At 65.1% G+C, this 16,230-nt stretch carries 19 protein-coding genes; 14 read left to right on the top strand and 5 right to left on the bottom strand.

All coding sequences use genetic code 11. The features are described 5' to 3' along the window. Positions 1 to 5: 5 nt before the first annotated feature. From ING15_RS17750 to ING15_RS17690, 13 genes are all read left to right on the top strand, one after another. On the top strand, positions 6 to 1,388 hold the full coding sequence (locus ING15_RS17750) for an aldehyde dehydrogenase family protein (protein ID WP_206456187.1): 1,383 nt from the start codon (positions 6 to 8) through the stop codon (positions 1,386 to 1,388). Between the two features lie 3 nt (positions 1,389 to 1,391). Beyond that, positions 1,392 to 2,537, top strand: a complete 1,146-nt coding sequence (locus tag ING15_RS17745) for an iron-containing alcohol dehydrogenase (RefSeq protein ID WP_206456186.1) — start codon at positions 1,392 to 1,394, stop codon at positions 2,535 to 2,537. Positions 2,538 to 2,684: 147 nt separating this feature from the next. Further along, positions 2,685 to 3,866 carry a pyridoxal phosphate-dependent aminotransferase gene (locus ING15_RS17740; protein ID WP_206456185.1) on the top strand — a complete coding sequence of 394 codons (1,182 nt, stop codon included), beginning with the start codon at positions 2,685 to 2,687 and terminating at the stop codon, positions 3,864 to 3,866. A gap of 195 nt (positions 3,867 to 4,061) precedes the next feature. After that, the gene (gene atpD / locus ING15_RS17735; protein WP_206456184.1) at positions 4,062 to 5,495 is read left to right on the top strand and encodes a F0F1 ATP synthase subunit beta; all 1,434 of its coding nucleotides are present in this window, start codon (positions 4,062 to 4,064) and stop codon (positions 5,493 to 5,495) included. After that, the gene (locus ING15_RS17730; RefSeq protein WP_206456183.1) at positions 5,492 to 5,914 is read left to right on the top strand and encodes a F0F1 ATP synthase subunit epsilon; all 423 of its coding nucleotides are present in this window, start codon (positions 5,492 to 5,494) and stop codon (positions 5,912 to 5,914) included. Before atpD ends, ING15_RS17730 begins: the two co-directional genes overlap by 4 nt. Then, positions 5,911 to 6,222, top strand: a complete 312-nt coding sequence (locus tag ING15_RS17725) for an AtpZ/AtpI family protein (RefSeq protein ID WP_206456182.1) — start codon at positions 5,911 to 5,913, stop codon at positions 6,220 to 6,222. Before ING15_RS17730 ends, ING15_RS17725 begins: the two co-directional genes overlap by 4 nt. Next, the gene (locus ING15_RS17720) at positions 6,219 to 6,524 is read left to right on the top strand and encodes an N-ATPase subunit AtpR (RefSeq protein ID WP_206456181.1); all 306 of its coding nucleotides are present in this window, start codon (positions 6,219 to 6,221) and stop codon (positions 6,522 to 6,524) included. The genes ING15_RS17725 and ING15_RS17720 overlap by 4 nt, the downstream gene beginning before the upstream one ends. Further along, positions 6,521 to 7,219 (top strand): F0F1 ATP synthase subunit A, encoded by a 699-nt coding sequence (locus ING15_RS17715; protein ID WP_206456180.1) that lies wholly within the window; start codon positions 6,521 to 6,523, stop codon positions 7,217 to 7,219. The genes ING15_RS17720 and ING15_RS17715 overlap by 4 nt, the downstream gene beginning before the upstream one ends. Further along, a complete protein-coding gene (locus ING15_RS17710; RefSeq protein WP_206456179.1) occupies positions 7,216 to 7,461 on the top strand; it encodes a F0F1 ATP synthase subunit C in 246 nt (81 codons plus the stop codon). Before ING15_RS17715 ends, ING15_RS17710 begins: the two co-directional genes overlap by 4 nt. Positions 7,462 to 7,467: 6 nt before the next feature. Next, entirely contained in the window at positions 7,468 to 8,211 is a 744-nt protein-coding gene (atpF, locus tag ING15_RS17705) for a F0F1 ATP synthase subunit B (protein WP_206456178.1), read from the top strand. Then, positions 8,195 to 9,739 (top strand): F0F1 ATP synthase subunit alpha, encoded by a 1,545-nt coding sequence (locus tag ING15_RS17700; protein WP_206456177.1) that lies wholly within the window; start codon positions 8,195 to 8,197, stop codon positions 9,737 to 9,739. The genes atpF and ING15_RS17700 overlap by 17 nt, the downstream gene beginning before the upstream one ends. Continuing rightward, positions 9,736 to 10,593, top strand: coding sequence for a F0F1 ATP synthase subunit gamma (locus ING15_RS17695; RefSeq protein ID WP_206456176.1), 858 nt, complete (start codon positions 9,736 to 9,738; stop codon positions 10,591 to 10,593). Before ING15_RS17700 ends, ING15_RS17695 begins: the two co-directional genes overlap by 4 nt. Before the next feature lie 119 nt (positions 10,594 to 10,712). Further along, complete coding sequence (locus ING15_RS17690) at positions 10,713 to 10,958, top strand: ATP-binding protein (protein WP_408628708.1); 246 nt, start codon at positions 10,713 to 10,715, stop codon at positions 10,956 to 10,958. A gap of 243 nt (positions 10,959 to 11,201) precedes the next feature. Here ING15_RS17690 and ING15_RS17685 read toward each other — a convergent pair whose 3' ends face one another. Further along, the gene (locus tag ING15_RS17685) at positions 11,202 to 12,062 is read right to left on the bottom strand and encodes a universal stress protein (RefSeq protein ID WP_206456175.1); all 861 of its coding nucleotides are present in this window, start codon (positions 12,060 to 12,062) and stop codon (positions 11,202 to 11,204) included. Between the two features lie 143 nt (positions 12,063 to 12,205). Further along, a protein-coding gene (locus ING15_RS17680) for an IS630 family transposase (RefSeq protein ID WP_206456174.1) occupies positions 12,206 to 13,266 on the bottom strand; the annotation gives its coding sequence in 2 pieces (ribosomal slippage) (positions 12,206 to 12,735 and positions 12,735 to 13,266; 1,062 coding nt in all). A gap of 107 nt (positions 13,267 to 13,373) precedes the next feature. On the opposite strand from ING15_RS17680, the gene ING15_RS17675 reads away from it, so the two are divergent. Then, positions 13,374 to 13,607 carry a DUF6429 family protein gene (locus ING15_RS17675; RefSeq protein ID WP_206456173.1) on the top strand — a complete coding sequence of 78 codons (234 nt, stop codon included), beginning with the start codon at positions 13,374 to 13,376 and terminating at the stop codon, positions 13,605 to 13,607. Here ING15_RS17675 and tnpC read toward each other — a convergent pair. From tnpC to tnpA, 3 genes are all read right to left on the bottom strand, one after another. Beyond that, positions 13,588 to 15,252 (bottom strand): IS66 family transposase, encoded by a 1,665-nt coding sequence (gene tnpC, locus ING15_RS17670; protein ID WP_206456172.1) that lies wholly within the window; start codon positions 15,250 to 15,252, stop codon positions 13,588 to 13,590. The genes ING15_RS17675 and tnpC overlap by 20 nt on opposite strands. Before the next feature lie 71 nt (positions 15,253 to 15,323). Further along, positions 15,324 to 15,671, bottom strand: a complete 348-nt coding sequence (tnpB, locus tag ING15_RS17665; protein WP_206456171.1) for an IS66 family insertion sequence element accessory protein TnpB — start codon at positions 15,669 to 15,671, stop codon at positions 15,324 to 15,326. Next, positions 15,668 to 16,153 carry an IS66-like element accessory protein TnpA gene (gene tnpA, locus ING15_RS17660; RefSeq protein WP_206456170.1) on the bottom strand — a complete coding sequence of 162 codons (486 nt, stop codon included), beginning with the start codon at positions 16,151 to 16,153 and terminating at the stop codon, positions 15,668 to 15,670. The genes tnpB and tnpA overlap by 4 nt, the downstream gene beginning before the upstream one ends. Positions 16,154 to 16,230: the final 77 nt, after the last annotated feature.

Below are 16,230 nucleotides of genomic sequence, written 5' to 3'. Positions count from 1 at the left end.
CTATGATGAGCGAACTGACCTGTATCTCGCCGATCGACGGCAGCGTTCTGGTGCGCCGGGAGACCGAGGACGCGGCGGCGCTGGCGCCTCGCCTTCAGGCCGCGCGAACGGCCCAGAAAGACTGGGCGGGGCGACCGCTCGCCGAGCGTGTCGCGATCGTCGACCGGGCGATTTCGGCGCTGGAGGCGATGAACAACGAGATCGTCCCCGAACTCGCCCGGATGATGGGCAGGCCGGTGCGCTACGGCGGCGAGATCGGCGGCGTGAAAGAACGCGCCTTCCACATGACCGCGCTGGCGAAGGATGCGCTGGCGCCGACGGTGATCGAGGATTCCAAAGCCTTTCGCCGCTTCATCGCCTATGAGCCGCTCGGCCTCGTGCTGGTCGTCGCGCCGTGGAACTATCCATATCTGACCGCCGTCAACACGATCGTGCCGGCGCTGGCCGCCGGCAACGCCGTGGTGCTGAAGCATTCGACGCAGACGATCCTCGCCGGAGACCGGTTTGCGGCAGCGTTCCGAGCCGCCGGTCTGCCGGACGGGTTGTTCCAGGCGATCCACGTCACCCATGAGACGACCGCCGAGCTTCTCGGCGCACGCGCCTTCGACTTCGTCAACTTCACCGGCTCGGTCGGCGGCGGGCGCGCGATCGAGCGCGCCACGGCCGGCACCTTCACCGGCGTCGGGCTGGAGCTCGGCGGCAAGGACCCCGGCTATGTCCGCGAGGACGCGGACCTCGACGCGGCGGTGGAGACGCTGATCGACGGCGCGATGTTCAATTCCGGCCAATGCTGCTGCGGTATCGAACGGATCTATGTCGCCGACAAGCTTTTCGACGCCTTCGTCGAGAAGGCGGTCAAGATCGTCGAAGCCTATCGTCTCGGCGATCCGCTTGACCCCGAAACGACGCTCGGGCCGATGGCGAATATCCGCTTCGCGCGCGAAGTTCGGACCCAGGTGAAGGAGGCGATCGACGCCGGTGCGAAGGCGCTGATCGATCCGACGCTGTTTCCGGCCGATACTGGCGACACCGCCTATCTCGCCCCGCAGATCCTGATCGACGTCGATCATTCCATGCGCGTCATGCGCGACGAAAGCTTCGGCCCCGTCGTCGGCATCATGCGGGTGTCGTCCGATGAGGAAGCGATCGCGCTGATGAACGATTCGCCCTTCGGCCTGACCGCGTCGCTGTGGACGCGCGACGCCGACGCGGCGGAGCGGATCGGCCGCCAGATCGAGACCGGGACGATCTACATGAACCGCTGCGACTATCTCGACCCGGCGCTCTGCTGGACCGGCTGCAAGGACACCGGCCGCGGCGCGGCGCTGTCGACGCTCGGCTATCGCAGCGTGACCCGCCCGAAATCCTATCATCTGAAGAAAGCCTGACCCATGAAGCTCTGGGGCAATTGGTCGTATCCCACCGCCATCCGTTTCGGCGCCGGACGCATCGCGGAACTTGCCGACGCCTGCGCGGCCGCCGGCATCGCGCGCCCGCTGCTGGTCACCGATCGGGGCCTGGCCAAGCTGCCGGTCACCGCCCGCGCGCTCGACCTGATGGCGGAAGCGGGACTGGGTCGGGCGATCTTCGCCGAGGTCGACCCGAATCCGAACGGCGCCAATCTCGACGCCGGGGTAAAGGCCTATCGCGCCGGCGGCCATGACGGCGTGATCGCCTTCGGCGGCGGCTCGGGTCTCGATCTCGGCAAGCTCGTCGCGCTGATGGCCGGGCAGTCGATCCCGGTCTGGGATCTGGAGGACATCGGCGACTGGTGGACGCGTGCGGAGGCCGACGTGATCGCTCCCATCATCGCGGTGCCGACGACGGCGGGAACCGGTTCGGAGGTCGGCCGCGCTGGCGTCCTGACCGACACGGCGACCGAGACCAAGAAGATCATCTTCCATCCCAAGCTGATGCCGCAGATGGTCATCTGCGATCCCGAGCTCACCGTCGGCATGCCGCCGGTGATCACCGCCGGAACCGGCATGGACGCCTTCGCCCATTGCCTGGAGGCCTATTGCTCGCCGCATTTTCATCCGATGAGCCAGGGGATCGCCCTGGAAGGCCTGCGCCTGGTCAAGGACTATCTGCCGCGCGCCTTCCGCGACGGCTCCGACGTCGAGGCCCGCGCCCAGGTGATGGCCGCCGCCGCCATGGGCGCGACCGCCTTCCAGAAGGGTCTCGGCGCTATCCATGCGATCTCCCATCCGATCGGCGCCCTCCATCACACCCATCACGGCACCACCAACGCCGTCGTCATGCGGCCGGTGCTGACCTTCAACCGCGAGGCGATCGAAGCGCGGATCGAACGGGCGGCGGCCTATCTTGGCATCGCAGGCGGTTTCGATGGTTTCGACGCCTTCGTCGGCGAGCTCACCGATGAGCTTGGCATCCCCGCCAATTTGACGTCGCTGGGCGTCGTCGATCCCGACGTCGATCGCCTGACCGAGATGGCGCTGCGCGATCCCAGCACCGGCGGCAATCCGGTCACGATGACGGCCGAGAACACCCGCGACCTGATCCGCGCCTGCCTGTGAGGCGATGCGGAGCGTCGGTCCCTGCCGCAGCAAGGCGCTCCAACTCGACTTCGGCGCCGGCATGGCATAGGCAGTGGTCGCAAATCCCGGCGCGGGAACGCGCGTCGAGAGCCACGGTTTTGCGCCACGCCCTTCCGAGAGACCACGATGCTTCATACGATTTCAGGCTTCGACCGCATCGGCGAAGAGAACGCCTTCGCTGTGCTCGCCCGCGCGACGGCGCTCAGCGCCGCGGGCAAGGACATCATCAATCTCGGCATCGGCCAGCCGGATTTTCGCACCCCGGATCATATCGTCGAAGCGGCGATCAAGGCGCTGCGTGACGGCCACCACGGCTATACGCCGGCAACCGGCCTGCTGGCGACGCGCGAGGCGGTGGCGCGGCGAACGCTGACGACCACCGGCGTCGAGGTCTCGCCGGAAAGCATCGTGATCCTGCCGGGGGGCAAGCCGACCATGTATGCGGCGATCGTCATGTTCGGCGAGCCGGGCGCCGAGATCCTCTACCCAGATCCGGGATTTCCGATCTATCGCTCGATGATCGAATACACCGGCGCGACGCCGGTGCCGGTGCCGGTGCGCGAGGAGAACGGCTTTGCCTTCTCCGCCGACGAAACACTGTCGCTGATCACCCCCCGGACGCGGCTCCTGATCCTGAACTCGCCGGCCAATCCGACCGGCGGTGTGACTCCGCGGGCCGAGATCGAGAAGCTGGTGAAAGGCCTCGCCGATCATCCGGACGTGGCAATCCTGTCGGACGAGATCTACGACGTCATGACCTATGACGGCGAGGAACATTGCTCGCTTTTGACCTTCCCGGAACTCCGCGATCGGCTGATCGTGCTGAACGGCTGGTCGAAGACCTGGGCGATGACCGGCTGGCGCATGGGCTGGTCGATCTGGCCCGACCAGCTCACCGACAAGATCCGCAAGCTGGCGGTCAATTGCTGGTCCTGTGTCAACGCGCCGAGCCAGTTCGCCGGGATTGCGGCGATCGACGGGCCGCAGGACGATGTCGCGGCGATGATGGCCGCCTTCGACCGCCGCCGCCGGGTCGTCGTCGAGGGGCTGAATGTCCTGCCGGGCGTGACCTGCGCGACGCCGAAGGGCGCGTTCTATGCCTTCCCGAACATTTCCGGAACCGGCTGGAAGGCCAAGAAGCTGGCCTCGGCCCTCCTGGAGGAGGCCGGAGTCGCGCTGATCGGCGGGCCGGACTTCGGCATTCTTGGCGAGGGTTATGTCCGGCTGTCCTATGCCAATTCCGAGGACAACATCCGCAAGGCGCTGGCGCGGATGGATGGGTTTCTTCGTTCCAGCGCCGCGGCCTGATCGCCTCCGGCCGTAACGCCGCAACACCGCGTACGTCTTCCCAAACGACACCGCGGAAGCGGATGGTGCAGTCGTTGATCGGAGTCAAAGGCCGCTGGTGCGCTGTAGCCTAGAGTGCCTCCCAACGGGTTCGGACCCCGCGGACGCGTATGCGCCGCGCCGGGACAGCCGCCGCCCCGGGAATTTGAGGCCGCGATGCAGGATGAAGGGGCGACAGGCACGGTGATCGCGGTTCGCGGCGCCATCATCGACGTGCGCTTCCCAAGGGCGCAGATGCCCCCGATCGATAGCGCCCTCGTTGTGGAACGCGATGGCGGCGAACCGCTGATCCTGGAAGTACACAGCCATGTCGATCGTGGCACGGTTCGCGCCATTGCTCTGCAGGCGACCGCCGGACTGCAACGCAACGTTCCCGTCCGCGCGACCGGAGAGCCGATCACCGTCCCCGTCGGCGACGCGGTGCTCGGGCGTCTTCTCGATGTCGTCGGCATCGCACGCGATGGAGGTCCGCCCCTGGCGTCGGACACGAAACGGCGTGGCATCCACAATCCACCGCCGGCGCTCGCCGCGAAAGCCGATTCCGGCAGCCATCTGTTCGAGACCGGCATCAAGGTCGTCGACTTCCTGGCGCCGCTGGCGCATGGGAGCAAGGCGGCGATGTTCGGCGGGGCGGGCGTCGGCAAGACGGTGCTCGTCACCGAGTTGATCCACGCGATGGTCAAGAAGTACCAGGGCATTTCGGTGTTCGCGGGCATCGGCGAGCGCTCGCGCGAGGGGCATGAGCTCCTCGCCGAAATGCGCCGATCGGGAGTCCTGCCGCGAACCGTCCTCGTCTACGGCCAGATGAACGAGCCGCCGGGCGCCCGTTGGCGCGTGCCGCTGACGGCGCTGACGATCGCCGAGGACTTCCGCGACAGAGAGCACAAGAATGTCCTCCTCCTGATGGACAATGTCTTCCGCTTTCTCCAGGCGGGCAGCGAGGTCTCCGGCCTTCTTGGCCGGCTGCCGTCTCGGGTCGGCTATCAGCCGACGCTGGCGAGCGAGGTGGCCTCGCTCGAGGAGCGGATCGCCTCGATCGCCGGCGCCGCGGTAACCGCTATTCAAGCGGTCTACGTTCCGGCCGACGACTTCACCGACCCGGCGGTCACGGCGATCTCCACGCATATGGACAGCGTCATCGTACTGTCGCGTACGCTCGCCGCCGAAGGCTTCTATCCGGCCGTCGACCCGCTCGCCTCGTCCTCGGTTCTGCTCGATCCCTCGATCGTTGGCGAAGAGCACTACGCTTTGGCCGAACAGGCGCGTCAGGCCCTCGCGCGGTTCAAGGAGCTCCAGGATATCATCGCGCTTCTCGGCACCGAGGAACTTGGGCCTGGGGACCGGCAGATCGTGGGACGGGCGCGGCGCCTGCAACGTTTCCTGAGCCAGCCCTTCGTGGTGACCGAGGCCTTCACCGGCACGCCCGGCAGCAGCGTCCGCCGCGCCGATACGCTCCTGGGCGTCAAAGCGATCCTGGAAGGAGAGGTGGACGATTGGGCGGAAGAGTCCCTCTACATGATCGGCACGCTCGATGACGCCCGGCAGAAGGAAGCGGCGGCCAGGAGCAAGAGCGAGGAGCGGGTGTCGTGAGATTGCGAATCCTTAATCCGCTTGCCGTCGTCGTCGATGAGGACAATGTGCTGTCGATCCGCGCCGAGGATCCGAGTGGCAGCTTCGGCGTTCTGCCGGGCCACGCGGATTTTCTGACTGTCCTCGCCATTTCCGTCGTCAGTTGGACCGACGCAGCCAGGCGCCGCCACCACTGCGCGGTGCGCCGCGGAGTGCTCGCCGTGGACGGTGGCCGCGAGGTCACGATCGCGACGCGCGAGGCAATCCCCGGTGACGATCTGACGACGCTGCACGATACGGTTCTCAGGAAGTTCGAGACCGACATCGAGACCCAGCGTGAGGAGTATGTCGACAGCACGCGTCTGCAGCTCGCGGCCATCCGGCAAATCATGCGGCATCTGCGGCCCGGCGCGGCGTCTTTGCCGGGAGGCGCGTCATGAACGTGCGGCGCGATAAGCAGGACAAGCCAGCCGAGCCAGAGCAGGTCAACCACTTGGCTGAGACCGTCCGCGTCAGAGGCGAGCGCCACCGCCAATGGCTGCGGGAGGGCGAGCCGACCGTGGCGAAGCGGTTGGCGCAGATCGGCGTGCTCGGCTGGATCATCGTGGTGCCGACCCTCATCGGCCTCTTCGTGGGTCGCTGGCTCGACCGGATGTTCGAGTCGGGGCTGACGATCACCGGGGCGTTGCTGATGATCGGTCTTGGCATCGGCTGCTGGTCGGCCTGGAAATGGATGAATGGGCAATGACCCTGATCGATACCGCCCAGATGACGGACTGGCGAACGCCGATGGAACTTTTCGGCTTCCTCGCGGCCGGCTTCGCCCTCGGCTTGGCCCACTTCTCGGCCCTTTGGCACCAGGCAAGGCGGCTCGCGAGCGGCATGTCCTTTTGGCCGACTGGGGCCGTGGCGATCGCGCGATTCGCGCTGCTTGTCGGAGCGCTCACGCTGGCCAGCCTCCACGGCGCGCCGGCCCTGTTCGCGATGACGATCGGCTTGCTCGGCGGCCGCGCCTTCGTCATGCGCCGTGTCCGAAGGCTCGCCGAATGAACTCGCCGCTGACCACCGAAGCGATGTTCCAGCTTGGCCCGGTCCCGATCACCGAGCCGATCCTCGTAACATGGGCGTTGATGGTGCTGCTCGCCGCCGGTGGCATGACGGTGTCTCGTCGTCTGTCGCTCGTGCCGTCGTCGCTTCAGGCGGCGCTGGAACTTGTTGTCGTGACGGTCGACGGGCAGATTCGCGAAACGATGCAGGCAGAGCCCGATGACTATCGCGCCTTTATCGGTACGCTCTTCGTCTTCATTCTCTTCGCCAACTGGACCTCGCTGGTGCCAGGTGTCGAGCCGCCGACTGCCAATCTGGAAACCGACGCGGCGTTGGCGCTGCTGGTCTTCCTAGCGGTGATCTGGTTCGGCGTCCGGGCAGGGGGCGTCGGCGGCTATCTCAAAAGCTTCGCGTCGCCGAGTGTCCTGATGATCCCGCTCAACTTCGTCGAGAGCATCACACGCACCTTTTCCCTGCTCGTCCGCCTCTTCGGCAACATCATGAGCGGGGTTTTCGTCATCGGCATCGTCCTGTCGCTTGCCGGGCTACTCGTCCCGATCCCACTGATGGCGCTCGATCTCCTGACCGGCGCCGTCCAGGCCTACATCTTCGCCGTCCTCGCGACGGTGTTCATCGCCGGAGCCGTCAACGACGGACGCCCGGCTCCCACGAAGACCAAGGAAAGGGCTCCACAATGAATTGGCTAGCGCTCGCAAGCATTCTGGGCGCGGTGATCGCGGTCTCCTTCGGTGCGATCGGACCGGCCCTCGCCGAGGGGCGCTCGGTCGCCGCAGCAATGGACGCCATCGCCCGACAGCCCGAAGCGTCCGCCACGATCTCCCGCACGCTGTTCGTCGGTCTGGCGATGATCGAGACCATGGCGATCTATTGCCTGGTCGTGGCGCTGCTCCTGCTCTTCGCCAACCCCTTGTTGCTCTGATTGCCCATGCGTATCGACTGGTGGACGTTGGGCATCCAGACCGTCAACGTCCTGATCCTGGTCTGGCTCCTGGCGCGCTTCTTCTGGCGGCCGCTCGCCGCGATGATCGAAACGCGGCGCAAGGCGGCGGCCGGGGCGCTGGCCGAGGCGGAGGCCGAGCGCGGCAAGGCGCGAGCGGCCCTCGCCGAGATCGAAAAGACGCGAGCGGGCTTTGCCGAGGAGCGGGGGCGGATGGTCGCGGAGGCGCAGGCCGCCGCCGAAAAAATCCGTGCGGACGTGTTGGCGAAGGCCGAAGCGGAGGCAGGCGCCTTGCGGAACAGGGCGAGGGCGGAAATTGCGCAAGAAGAGGAGGCGAGCCGCGCAAGTTGGGCCGAGCACGCCTCCCGGCTCGCCGTCGACATCGCCCGGCGCCTGGTGTCCAGATTGGACGACAAGGCCTTGCGGGAGGCATTCCTGGATTCGCTGGTCGCGGAGATAGGCCGTCTGTCCGACCATGCCCGTCACAACCTTGCACGGGACGGGGCGACCTTCCAGGCGGTCAGTGCCAGTCCTCTCGATGACGAAGACAGGGAGCGCGTCCGGACGCGTCTCGCCGAGGTGCTGGGCGGTAATCCGAGACTCGACTTCACGGCCGATCCCAAGCTGATCGCCGGCCTCGAGTTGCATGGATCGCATATCCTGGTGACCAACAGTTGGCGCGCCGATCTCGACCGCATCCTGACGGAGCTTTCCCATGACGTCCGCGACTGAACGGGGGCCGGAGGCCTGGCGTCGGCGCGCGCGCCAACGTCTCGACGCCGCCATGCTCCGTCCCGAGGCGCGGCAGATCGGTCGGGTCGAAGAGGTCGGCGACGGCATTGCACTGATCTCCGGCCTTCCCGACGCGCGACTGGACGAACTGCTCGCGTTCAAGGACGGGCGGTTCGGCTTCGCCCAAACGCTGGACGAGGACCGTATCGGCTGCGTCCTTCTCGACGATGTGGCCGGCGTTCAAGCTGGCGACACCGTTACCGGCACCGGCGACGTGGTGCGGGTGCCGGTGGGGCCTGGATTGCTCGGCCGGATCGTCGATCCGCTCGGCCGGCCTTTGGACGACATGGGCCCGGTTTCAGCCGAGAGCAACGAGCCGATCGAATGTCCGGCTCCAGCAATCGTCGAGCGCGCCGCCGTGACCCGGCCTGTCCAAACGGGAATCCTTGTCCTCGACGCGCTGTTCGCTCTCGGCCGCGGCCAGCGCGAGCTGGTCATCGGCGACCGCGCGACCGGCAAGACGACGGTGGCGCTTGACGTGATCATCAGCCAGAAGGCGAGCGACATGATTTCGATCTATGTCGCCGTCGGTCAAAAGAGCGCCAATGTCCGCCGGGCGATCGACGCGATCCGGACCCACGGTGCGCTCGAGCGAACGATCATCGTCGTAGCAGGACCGGCGACCTCGCCCGGTTTGCAATGGATCGCGCCCTTTGCCGGCTTCACCATCGCCGAATATTTTCGCGATCGCGGCCAGCACGCGCTCGTCGTGATCGACGATCTTTCCAAGCACGCCGCCACGCATCGCGAGATCGCGCTCCTGACCCACCAGTCTCCGGGCCGGGAAGCCTATCCGGGGGATATCTTCTACGTCCATGCTCGCCTGCTCGAACGCGCCGCCATGCTGTCTGGGGACAGGGGCGGCGGTTCGCTCACCGCGCTGCCGATCGCCGAAACCGACGCGGGCAATCTCAGTGCCTACATCCCGACCAATCTGATCTCGATCACCGATGGACAGATCGTCCTCGATACCCGGCTGTTCAACGAAGGCCAGAAGCCGGCGGTCGATGTCGGCACCAGTGTCAGCCGCGTCGGCGGCAAGACGCAAGCGCGCGCCCTCAGGGAGGCCGCGGAAACGATGCGCCTCGATTACGCCCAGTTCCTCGAACTGGAAATGTTCACGCGCTTCGGCGGCCTGCCGGACGCACGCGTGCGCGATCGCTTGACCCGTGGGGCGCGGATCCGCGCGATCCTCGGCCAGCGACCGTATCACCCGCTTCGGCTTGCCGAGGAAGTCGCGTTGGTCGGCGCCGTGCAGGCGGGGCTCGTCGACGGGCTGCCGCTGGAACGGGTGCCGGCGCTGCGTCGAGCGATCGCGGCGCGGCTCGACCACGGCGCCCCGGATGCGGTCCGGCAGATCGAGGAAAGCGGAATGCTCGACGCCGACGGCCATGCAGCGCTCCTCGAGATCATGCGGAGAATCGTGCGCGAGGTCGATGCCCGGAAAACCACCGCGGCGCCCTCATGAGCGAACGGCTCGCCGACGTCTCTGCCCGCATCGAGGGCATCCGCCATCTCGGCACCGTGGTCAACGCCATGCGAGGGATCGCCGGAAGCCGGGTGCAGAAAGCGCGCGACGAGCTCAAAGCGGTCGACGCCTATTCCCGAACGATCGTGGCGGGACTTGTTCAGGTGTTGGCTCTCGTTTCCGCCGAGGCGCCGCCTTCGCCCGGCGGGACGAGCAAGGCAGCGATCGTCGTCTTCGGCGCCGAGCAGGGGTTCGCCGGAGCCTTCAACGAGCGTGTGTTGGAGACCATCGCCGACGACGTGCCGGCGCCGGTGCTCTTTCTTGTCGGCACGCGCGGAATATCCCATGCCATCGAACGCGGCATCGTGGCCGAATGGACCAGCCCAATGCCCTCCCATTCGGCCGGCATTCCGAAGCTTGCCAGCGACATTTGCGGCGCGCTCTACCGAAGGATCGGGACACAAGGAGTCGAACGCGTGACAGCGGTCTTCGCCGATGGGTCCGCCGAGGCCGAGTCGACCATCGTTCGTCGACTTCTCCTGCCGCTCGACCCGACCACCTTTGCGGGGGCTGAGCACAGGGAGCCACCGATCCTCAATCTGCCGGCCCGCAAGCTCCTGGCCGATCTCACTGCCGAATACTTGCATGCTCTGTTCTGCGAGATCGCGCTGCACGCCTTCGCCGCGGAAAACCAGGCACGCATGACGGCGATGGCCGCGGCGCATCGCGAAATCGATCGGCAGCTCGGCGCTTTGCGGGCGACATTCCGGCATGTGCGCCAGGAACAGATCACTGCGGAGATCGTTGAGCTCGCCGGCGGTGCGGCGTCGAGCGAAGGGCGAGAAGGGCGGTGATGCCCATGGATTGCCAGGAGACGATCACGACCTGAACGTGGCGATCGACAGCATTCGATTCTTGCGATAACGGCGCGATTTTCCGATGAGCCAAGACAGCGCCAAGACCGTCCCGGGGCCTGTCCTGTGGTTCCACGGAGCCCCTGCTCTTCGAGGTCTTCTCCCCGCCTTACGAGCGGGTCTCTACCATCGTTACATCTCATCTGCCATTGGACGAATGGGGGAGCGTCTTCGGGAGCGAATGGCCGACCGGCGCTTCTGGATGGCTTGACGCACCTCGTTCTCATTCTCGAGATGAACGGCGAGAGCTACCGGCTTCGTCAGGCTGGCAAGCCCACCGCACCGGGAACGATCAGCCGGACTGAAAGGCGGAAAAGCGCGAAACGTCATGAGGGTGCCCCGATCGGGACCCTATTCATGATATCGCCTGGCACATTTTTGCTCCGGCGTTGGCACGGCTAGCGCGCCGTCGTCGAGCCGACCTTCGAGACGGGTGACGGATATGTTGACGCTCAGGCGGCGGCTCCTTCCTCACGACGCGAGGCCTAAAAATTCATGTCGCGATCACTTTCAAAACACCCATGCTGCCCAAAATACAAAGATTGTATTCATGCCATCGTTGACGGCACTGCAAGAACATCGCGATCGGCGTTGCGGAGCACATGCTCGGCCACGCTACCGAGAAAAAACCTAGCAAGACCGCTCCGACCGTGAGTTCCGATGACAATCAAGTCCACCCCTCCGGCCTTTGCGGCATTGAGAATCTCCTGCGCAGGCGTGGTCTTGTCGTGGTAAACGATTTGCGTGATGGGTCCTATGCCGGTGAAGTGCACGAATTCCGAAAGCGCCCGCGCCGCGCTCTTCCGTTCTCCTTCGAGGTAATGCTCTTTGTCGCTTTTCGGCATCGCGTGGCTCATGGCTAGACGGAGGGCTGGCGCGTCGAACACGTGAAGGATCGAAACCTTCGCTTCACGATCGATGTTGAGCGCGAGGAAGGTCCGCGCAGCGCGACGCGCGCCTTCGGAGAGGTCGGTGGTCAGCATTGCATGGCGATAAGGGCCAGCGGGGGAAGCGTTCACCATTAGAACCGGTAAAGCGACCGTCCGAATTGTGCGCTCTGCCGTTGTACCCATAAACACGTCCCGGAGCGCTTGCCGCCGATGGGGGCCGATGACAAGCAAGTCCGGTGCAATCTCTTCCACAGCGTTAGCTATGCCTGCATACGGCGCGCCGAGGACTACCCGGGTACCGCAGACTACACCGTCGACATCTTTCACGGTCGTCGCCATCTCATGCAGGAGGCGACGTGCCATATCGCGCTCACTTTCCACGATGCGTCGCGCCTGGTCGTTATCGACGACATGAACAAGGAAGAGTGCCGCGCCGATGCGTTTGGCAAGCAGTGTCGCACGCCGCAGCGCCCGATCGGATCTCTCGGAGAAATCCGTCGCCACCATGATCTTCTTCATTGCCTGCCTCTTCATCCAAATGCGTGAGTGCGACGCAGGCAATGAAACATCTCCGGTTGTCATCAGCCTTGATCAAAATCAATAAAAACAAGAAAAACTTCAGTATTGTTTGGCGAACAACACTTTATACCAACTCCCATTGATCAGAACCCATGAGCCCATTGGCGCATTCCGATGGACATGATGCGCCAGGGTTGGGCTTCGATGTTTCGCCAAGCGCGGCAGGCATGGTCGAGGATGTCGTCGTAGGATTGGAAGATGCGGTTCGAAAGCCAGTTGTCGCGTATGAACTGCCAGAGGTTCTCCACCGGGTTCAGTTCGGGCGCCTTGGGCGGCAGCGGCATCAAGGTAATGTTGTGGGGGATGGGGAGCTTCGGCGTCATGTGCCAGCCGGCCTGATCAAGCAGGACGACGGCGTGGGCGCCAGGCGCGACGTTGCGGGAGATCTCGGCGAGATGACATGCCATGGCATGGGTGTCGCAGCGGGGCATGACGAGTGCGGCGCCCGCGCCCCGCTTTGGGCAGATCGCCCCGAACAGGTAGGCCGAGGCGGTGCGCTGGTCTCTGGGAGCCGCGGGTCGCGTTCCCCGTTTTGCCCAGCGGCGGGTGATCGGGTTCTTTTGGCCCACCCGCATCTCGTCCTGGAACCAGACTTCTACGGGCTTGCCGGCGGCCTCGCTCGCCGCGATCTTTGCCAGCGCGGTGAGGAAGTCCTTTTAAAAGCGTCGAGTTCGAACTCGTTCTGCGCGTGATGGCGGGGGCGGGCAGAGAGTTTGCGGTAGCCCATGGCCCGCAGTTCGCGGCTCAGCGTTTGTACGCTTATGGGGATGCGGAACTCCTCGAACACCCATTGCGCCAGATCTACGAGCCGCCAGCGCACCACCCCGTCGACGGCCGGGATCGGGCCCGCCTCAAGCTTGCCCGCCAGAGCCTGCCGCTCGTCCGGCCCTAGCCGCGAGGGCGCGCCGGGCGACTTGCGGTCCAGGAGACCGTCCTGGCCCTCGGCGTTGAAACGCACGACCCAGTCCCGCACGATCTGGCGCGTCACGCCTCCGACTTTGGCCGCATCGCTGCGCGTGCCGCCCTCGTAGATCATCGCCAGTGCCAAAAGCCGGCGGGTTTGAGATGCGTCCCGAGAAGGCCGAGCAGCCTGGCGAAGTGTGCTCGTATCGAAGTCAGAGCGAAGCGGAACCGGCGTGGCCATGGCGGACATCCTCCTGTTCGCCCAATGAATCACATCAGTTCCCCGCCGAAAAGTATCCATCCGGCCTGAACCGCGGCGGGTCGCGGTTGCGGTGTTAAGTTGAGCGAATGGAGATCGATAACGACAAGATCGATGATGCTGTTCTGGCGCTTTTGTGGTTGACGCTGCACGGCGATCAGCGTGCCTGGAAGAGTTTTGATTGGGAAGTGACCGACCGTCTGCATCGGAAGGGAATGATCACGGATCCGGCGAACAAGGCAAAGTCGGTGATGCTGACGGATGAAGGTCTTCAGCGATCGGAGGGGCTTTTCCGAGCGCTGTTTACGCGGCCGACGCCATGATCTCCTGGCGCGGTCGCCAATTCCACGGCAGGAGTTCGCCGAGGTGAGTTTGCGGCATGTCGGCGATGCGGGCGAGGACATCGGCGAGCCAGGCCTGCGGGTCGATATCGTTGAGCTTGGCCGTCGCGATGAGCGTCAGCATGAAGGCGGTCCGATCCGCGCCACGATCCGAACCGGCAAAGAGCCATGAGCGGCGCCCGAGGGCAAGACCGCGGATTGCGCGTTCGGCGGCGTTGTTCGTGAGGCAAATCCGGCCGTCGGTCGTGAACCGGGCAAAGCTGTCCCAGCGCTTGAGCATGTAGTCCATGGCTTTGGCGACAGGCGCATGGCGCGACAGGCGCGCCCGCTCGGTGCGCATCCAGTCTTCCAGATCGACCAGAAGCGGCATGCTCCTTTCGCGCCGGGCCGCAAGCCTTTCGTCAGGCGAGCGGCCGCTCACCTCCCGCTCGATATCGAATAGCGCGTCGATGCGCTTGACCGCCTCCAGCGCCAGCGGCGAGATCGGCACCGCGTTCTTTCCGCGCCGGGCGCTTTTGGCGATGTCGGCGAGCTCGAAGCATGTCCTCGGGCTGGCCGGAGGCCAGACCCGGGGGAACTTCCGTCTCGAATGCGCCCAACAGAGCGCTTCCATCACCGGGCCAGGACTTCGGTCGGCGTCGTAAAGGCGGCCATAGCCGGCATACGCATCGGCTTGCAGAATTTCGCCATAGCCGACGAGATGACGCTCGGGATGCTCGGCCGATCGATCGCGGGAGGCATAGAACAGCGCCGCCGGCGGTGCCTGGCCACCGAAGGGCCGATCGTCCCGGACATAGACCCAGGCCCGTCCCGTCACCGTCTTGCCCTTTGCCAGGATCGGCACGGTGGTGTCGTCGCCGTGCAGCCGCGCGGCGGCCAAGACGTGAGCCTCGATGAGGCCGTGGAGCGGGCGCAGGGCATGGACGCAGGCGCCGACTTGGTCGGCGAGCGTCGACAGGCTGAGATCGATACCCTCACGGGCGTATTGATCGGACTGGCGGTTCAGCGGCTGATGCTGACCGAACTTCTCGAACAGCACCATGGCGAGGAGGTTCGGCCCAAGAAAGCCACGGGATGTCGGGTGGAACGGCGCCGGCGGCTGGCTGATCTTCTCGCATTCACGGCAAGAGACCTTTTCGCGAACCGCCTGGATGACCTTCCACTGCCGCGGGATCACCTCCAACGTCTCGGTGACGTCCTCACCCAGCTTTGACAGGCGACCCGAACCGCAACACGGGCACGATGTTGGCGCGGGGATGACGACGCGCTCGCGCGGCAGGTGTTCGGGGAACGGTTTCTTCGAAGGACGTTTGCGCGTGAAGGCCTTGACCGTCGTGGTCTTTGCCGCCGCTTCTTCCGCGGCCAGTTCGTCCTCGGTCGCGGCCGCCTGAGCGTCTTCCAGCTGCATCTCGAGTTGATCGAGAAGGCGAGCCTTCCTCTTCGATCGGCTGCCGTAAAGCTCGCGCCTCAGCTTCTCGATCGTCAGCGTCAGATGGGCGATCAGCGCCTCGGCATTTGAAGCTGTCGCCTTTCCCCGGGCCGCTTCTGCCTCAGCAAGATCGGCGCGCCGTTCAGCCGCCGCCAAGGCGGTCTTCAAGGCAGCGATATCGTCCGGCGAGGCGGTCATGGACGGAACTCGAAGCAGTTCGTGACAAAACTGATTCTGCCATAAACCCCCTGCAATGCAACGCTTTTCGCCTATCCGACGGTCAGCGGACGCCAGGTTCTCTGGGGATTTCTCCAGTCGATCCCTTCAAGCAGATAACCCATCTGCGCCGTTGTGATCGTCACCGCGCCATCCGCCGGAGACGGCCATAAAAACCGGCCGCGTTCCAGCTTCTTCGTGAACAGGCAGGCGCCCTGGCCATCGTGCCAAATCACCTTGATCAGATCGCCACGACGGCCCCGAAAGCAAAAAATGTGACCGCTGTTCGGATTACGCTTCAGTGTCTCCTGGACCAATAAACTCAGGCCCGGGAATCCTTTGCGCATGTCGGTATGGCCAGTCGCCAGCCAAACCCGAACGCCGCTCGGAACCGGGATCATCCGCGACGATCCACAACATCGAGAATGCGGGCGAGCGCTTCAGCATCGATACCTGCGTCAACGCGGATCGTCCGGCCACCGGCGAGTTCGATTTCGATCCGCGAGGCTCGCGATCGCCGAGACTTCGGTCGTCCCGCTGTCCGGGTGGCGACCTCGGTCTTCCCAGGTGTTTCGGGCACCCGGTCGGAAATGGCGACGGGGAGGAACCGTCCCCCGCCAACGTCATCGACCTTCTCAACGCGACATTGACGCCGCCATCGGTAAATCAGGGACGTATCGATGTCGTGCTGACGGGCGATCGCGCTGACGCTGGCGCCCGGCACCAGTGTTTCCAGAACCACCTGTTCCTTGAATGAAGTCGGCCAGGTCCGGCGTCGCCCTCGATCTCGATCCATATCGATTTGTTGGAAGGCCACGTGGTTATCCTCGCTGTTTGCACCGTGGTTGCCACACCACGCCGCAAAACAGCGATCTTGCCTCATCTACGCAAGGCGGTTCCTGCCGGAGGGATACGCCGAAAATCCCCTACGAGTCATACAATCCGAGAGTTGGTATAATG

Source organism: Aurantimonas marina, from assembly GCF_017183135.1.
Lineage (GTDB): Bacteria > Pseudomonadota > Alphaproteobacteria > Rhizobiales > Rhizobiaceae > Aurantimonas > Aurantimonas marina.
This window is presented reverse-complemented; position numbering and strand designations above follow the sequence as displayed.

What these genes read in the sequence shown, in the direction of transcription:
- ING15_RS17750 (WP_206456187.1), top strand. Translation starts at nt 6, where the DNA reads ATGAGCGAACTGACCTGTATCTCGCCGATCGACGGCAGCGTTCTGGTG.
- ING15_RS17745 (WP_206456186.1), top strand. Translation starts at nt 1,392, where the DNA reads ATGAAGCTCTGGGGCAATTGGTCGTATCCCACCGCCATCCGTTTCGGC.
- ING15_RS17740 (WP_206456185.1), top strand. Translation starts at nt 2,685, where the DNA reads ATGCTTCATACGATTTCAGGCTTCGACCGCATCGGCGAAGAGAACGCC.
- atpD (WP_206456184.1), top strand. Translation starts at nt 4,062, where the DNA reads ATGCAGGATGAAGGGGCGACAGGCACGGTGATCGCGGTTCGCGGCGCC.
- ING15_RS17725 (WP_206456182.1), top strand. Translation starts at nt 5,911, where the DNA reads ATGAACGTGCGGCGCGATAAGCAGGACAAGCCAGCCGAGCCAGAGCAG.
- ING15_RS17720 (WP_206456181.1), top strand. Translation starts at nt 6,219, where the DNA reads ATGACCCTGATCGATACCGCCCAGATGACGGACTGGCGAACGCCGATG.
- ING15_RS17715 (WP_206456180.1), top strand. Translation starts at nt 6,521, where the DNA reads ATGAACTCGCCGCTGACCACCGAAGCGATGTTCCAGCTTGGCCCGGTC.
- ING15_RS17710 (WP_206456179.1), top strand. Translation starts at nt 7,216, where the DNA reads ATGAATTGGCTAGCGCTCGCAAGCATTCTGGGCGCGGTGATCGCGGTC.
- atpF (WP_206456178.1), top strand. Translation starts at nt 7,468, where the DNA reads ATGCGTATCGACTGGTGGACGTTGGGCATCCAGACCGTCAACGTCCTG.
- ING15_RS17700 (WP_206456177.1), top strand. Translation starts at nt 8,195, where the DNA reads ATGACGTCCGCGACTGAACGGGGGCCGGAGGCCTGGCGTCGGCGCGCG.
- ING15_RS17695 (WP_206456176.1), top strand. Translation starts at nt 9,736, where the DNA reads ATGAGCGAACGGCTCGCCGACGTCTCTGCCCGCATCGAGGGCATCCGC.
- ING15_RS17685 (WP_206456175.1), bottom strand. Translation starts at nt 12,062, where the DNA reads ATGAAGAAGATCATGGTGGCGACGGATTTCTCCGAGAGATCCGATCGG.
- ING15_RS17675 (WP_206456173.1), top strand. Translation starts at nt 13,374, where the DNA reads ATGGAGATCGATAACGACAAGATCGATGATGCTGTTCTGGCGCTTTTG.
- tnpC (WP_206456172.1), bottom strand. Translation starts at nt 15,252, where the DNA reads ATGACCGCCTCGCCGGACGATATCGCTGCCTTGAAGACCGCCTTGGCG.
- tnpB (WP_206456171.1), bottom strand. Translation starts at nt 15,671, where the DNA reads ATGATCCCGGTTCCGAGCGGCGTTCGGGTTTGGCTGGCGACTGGCCAT.
- tnpA (WP_206456170.1), bottom strand. Translation starts at nt 16,153, where the DNA reads ATGAGGCAAGATCGCTGTTTTGCGGCGTGGTGTGGCAACCACGGTGCA.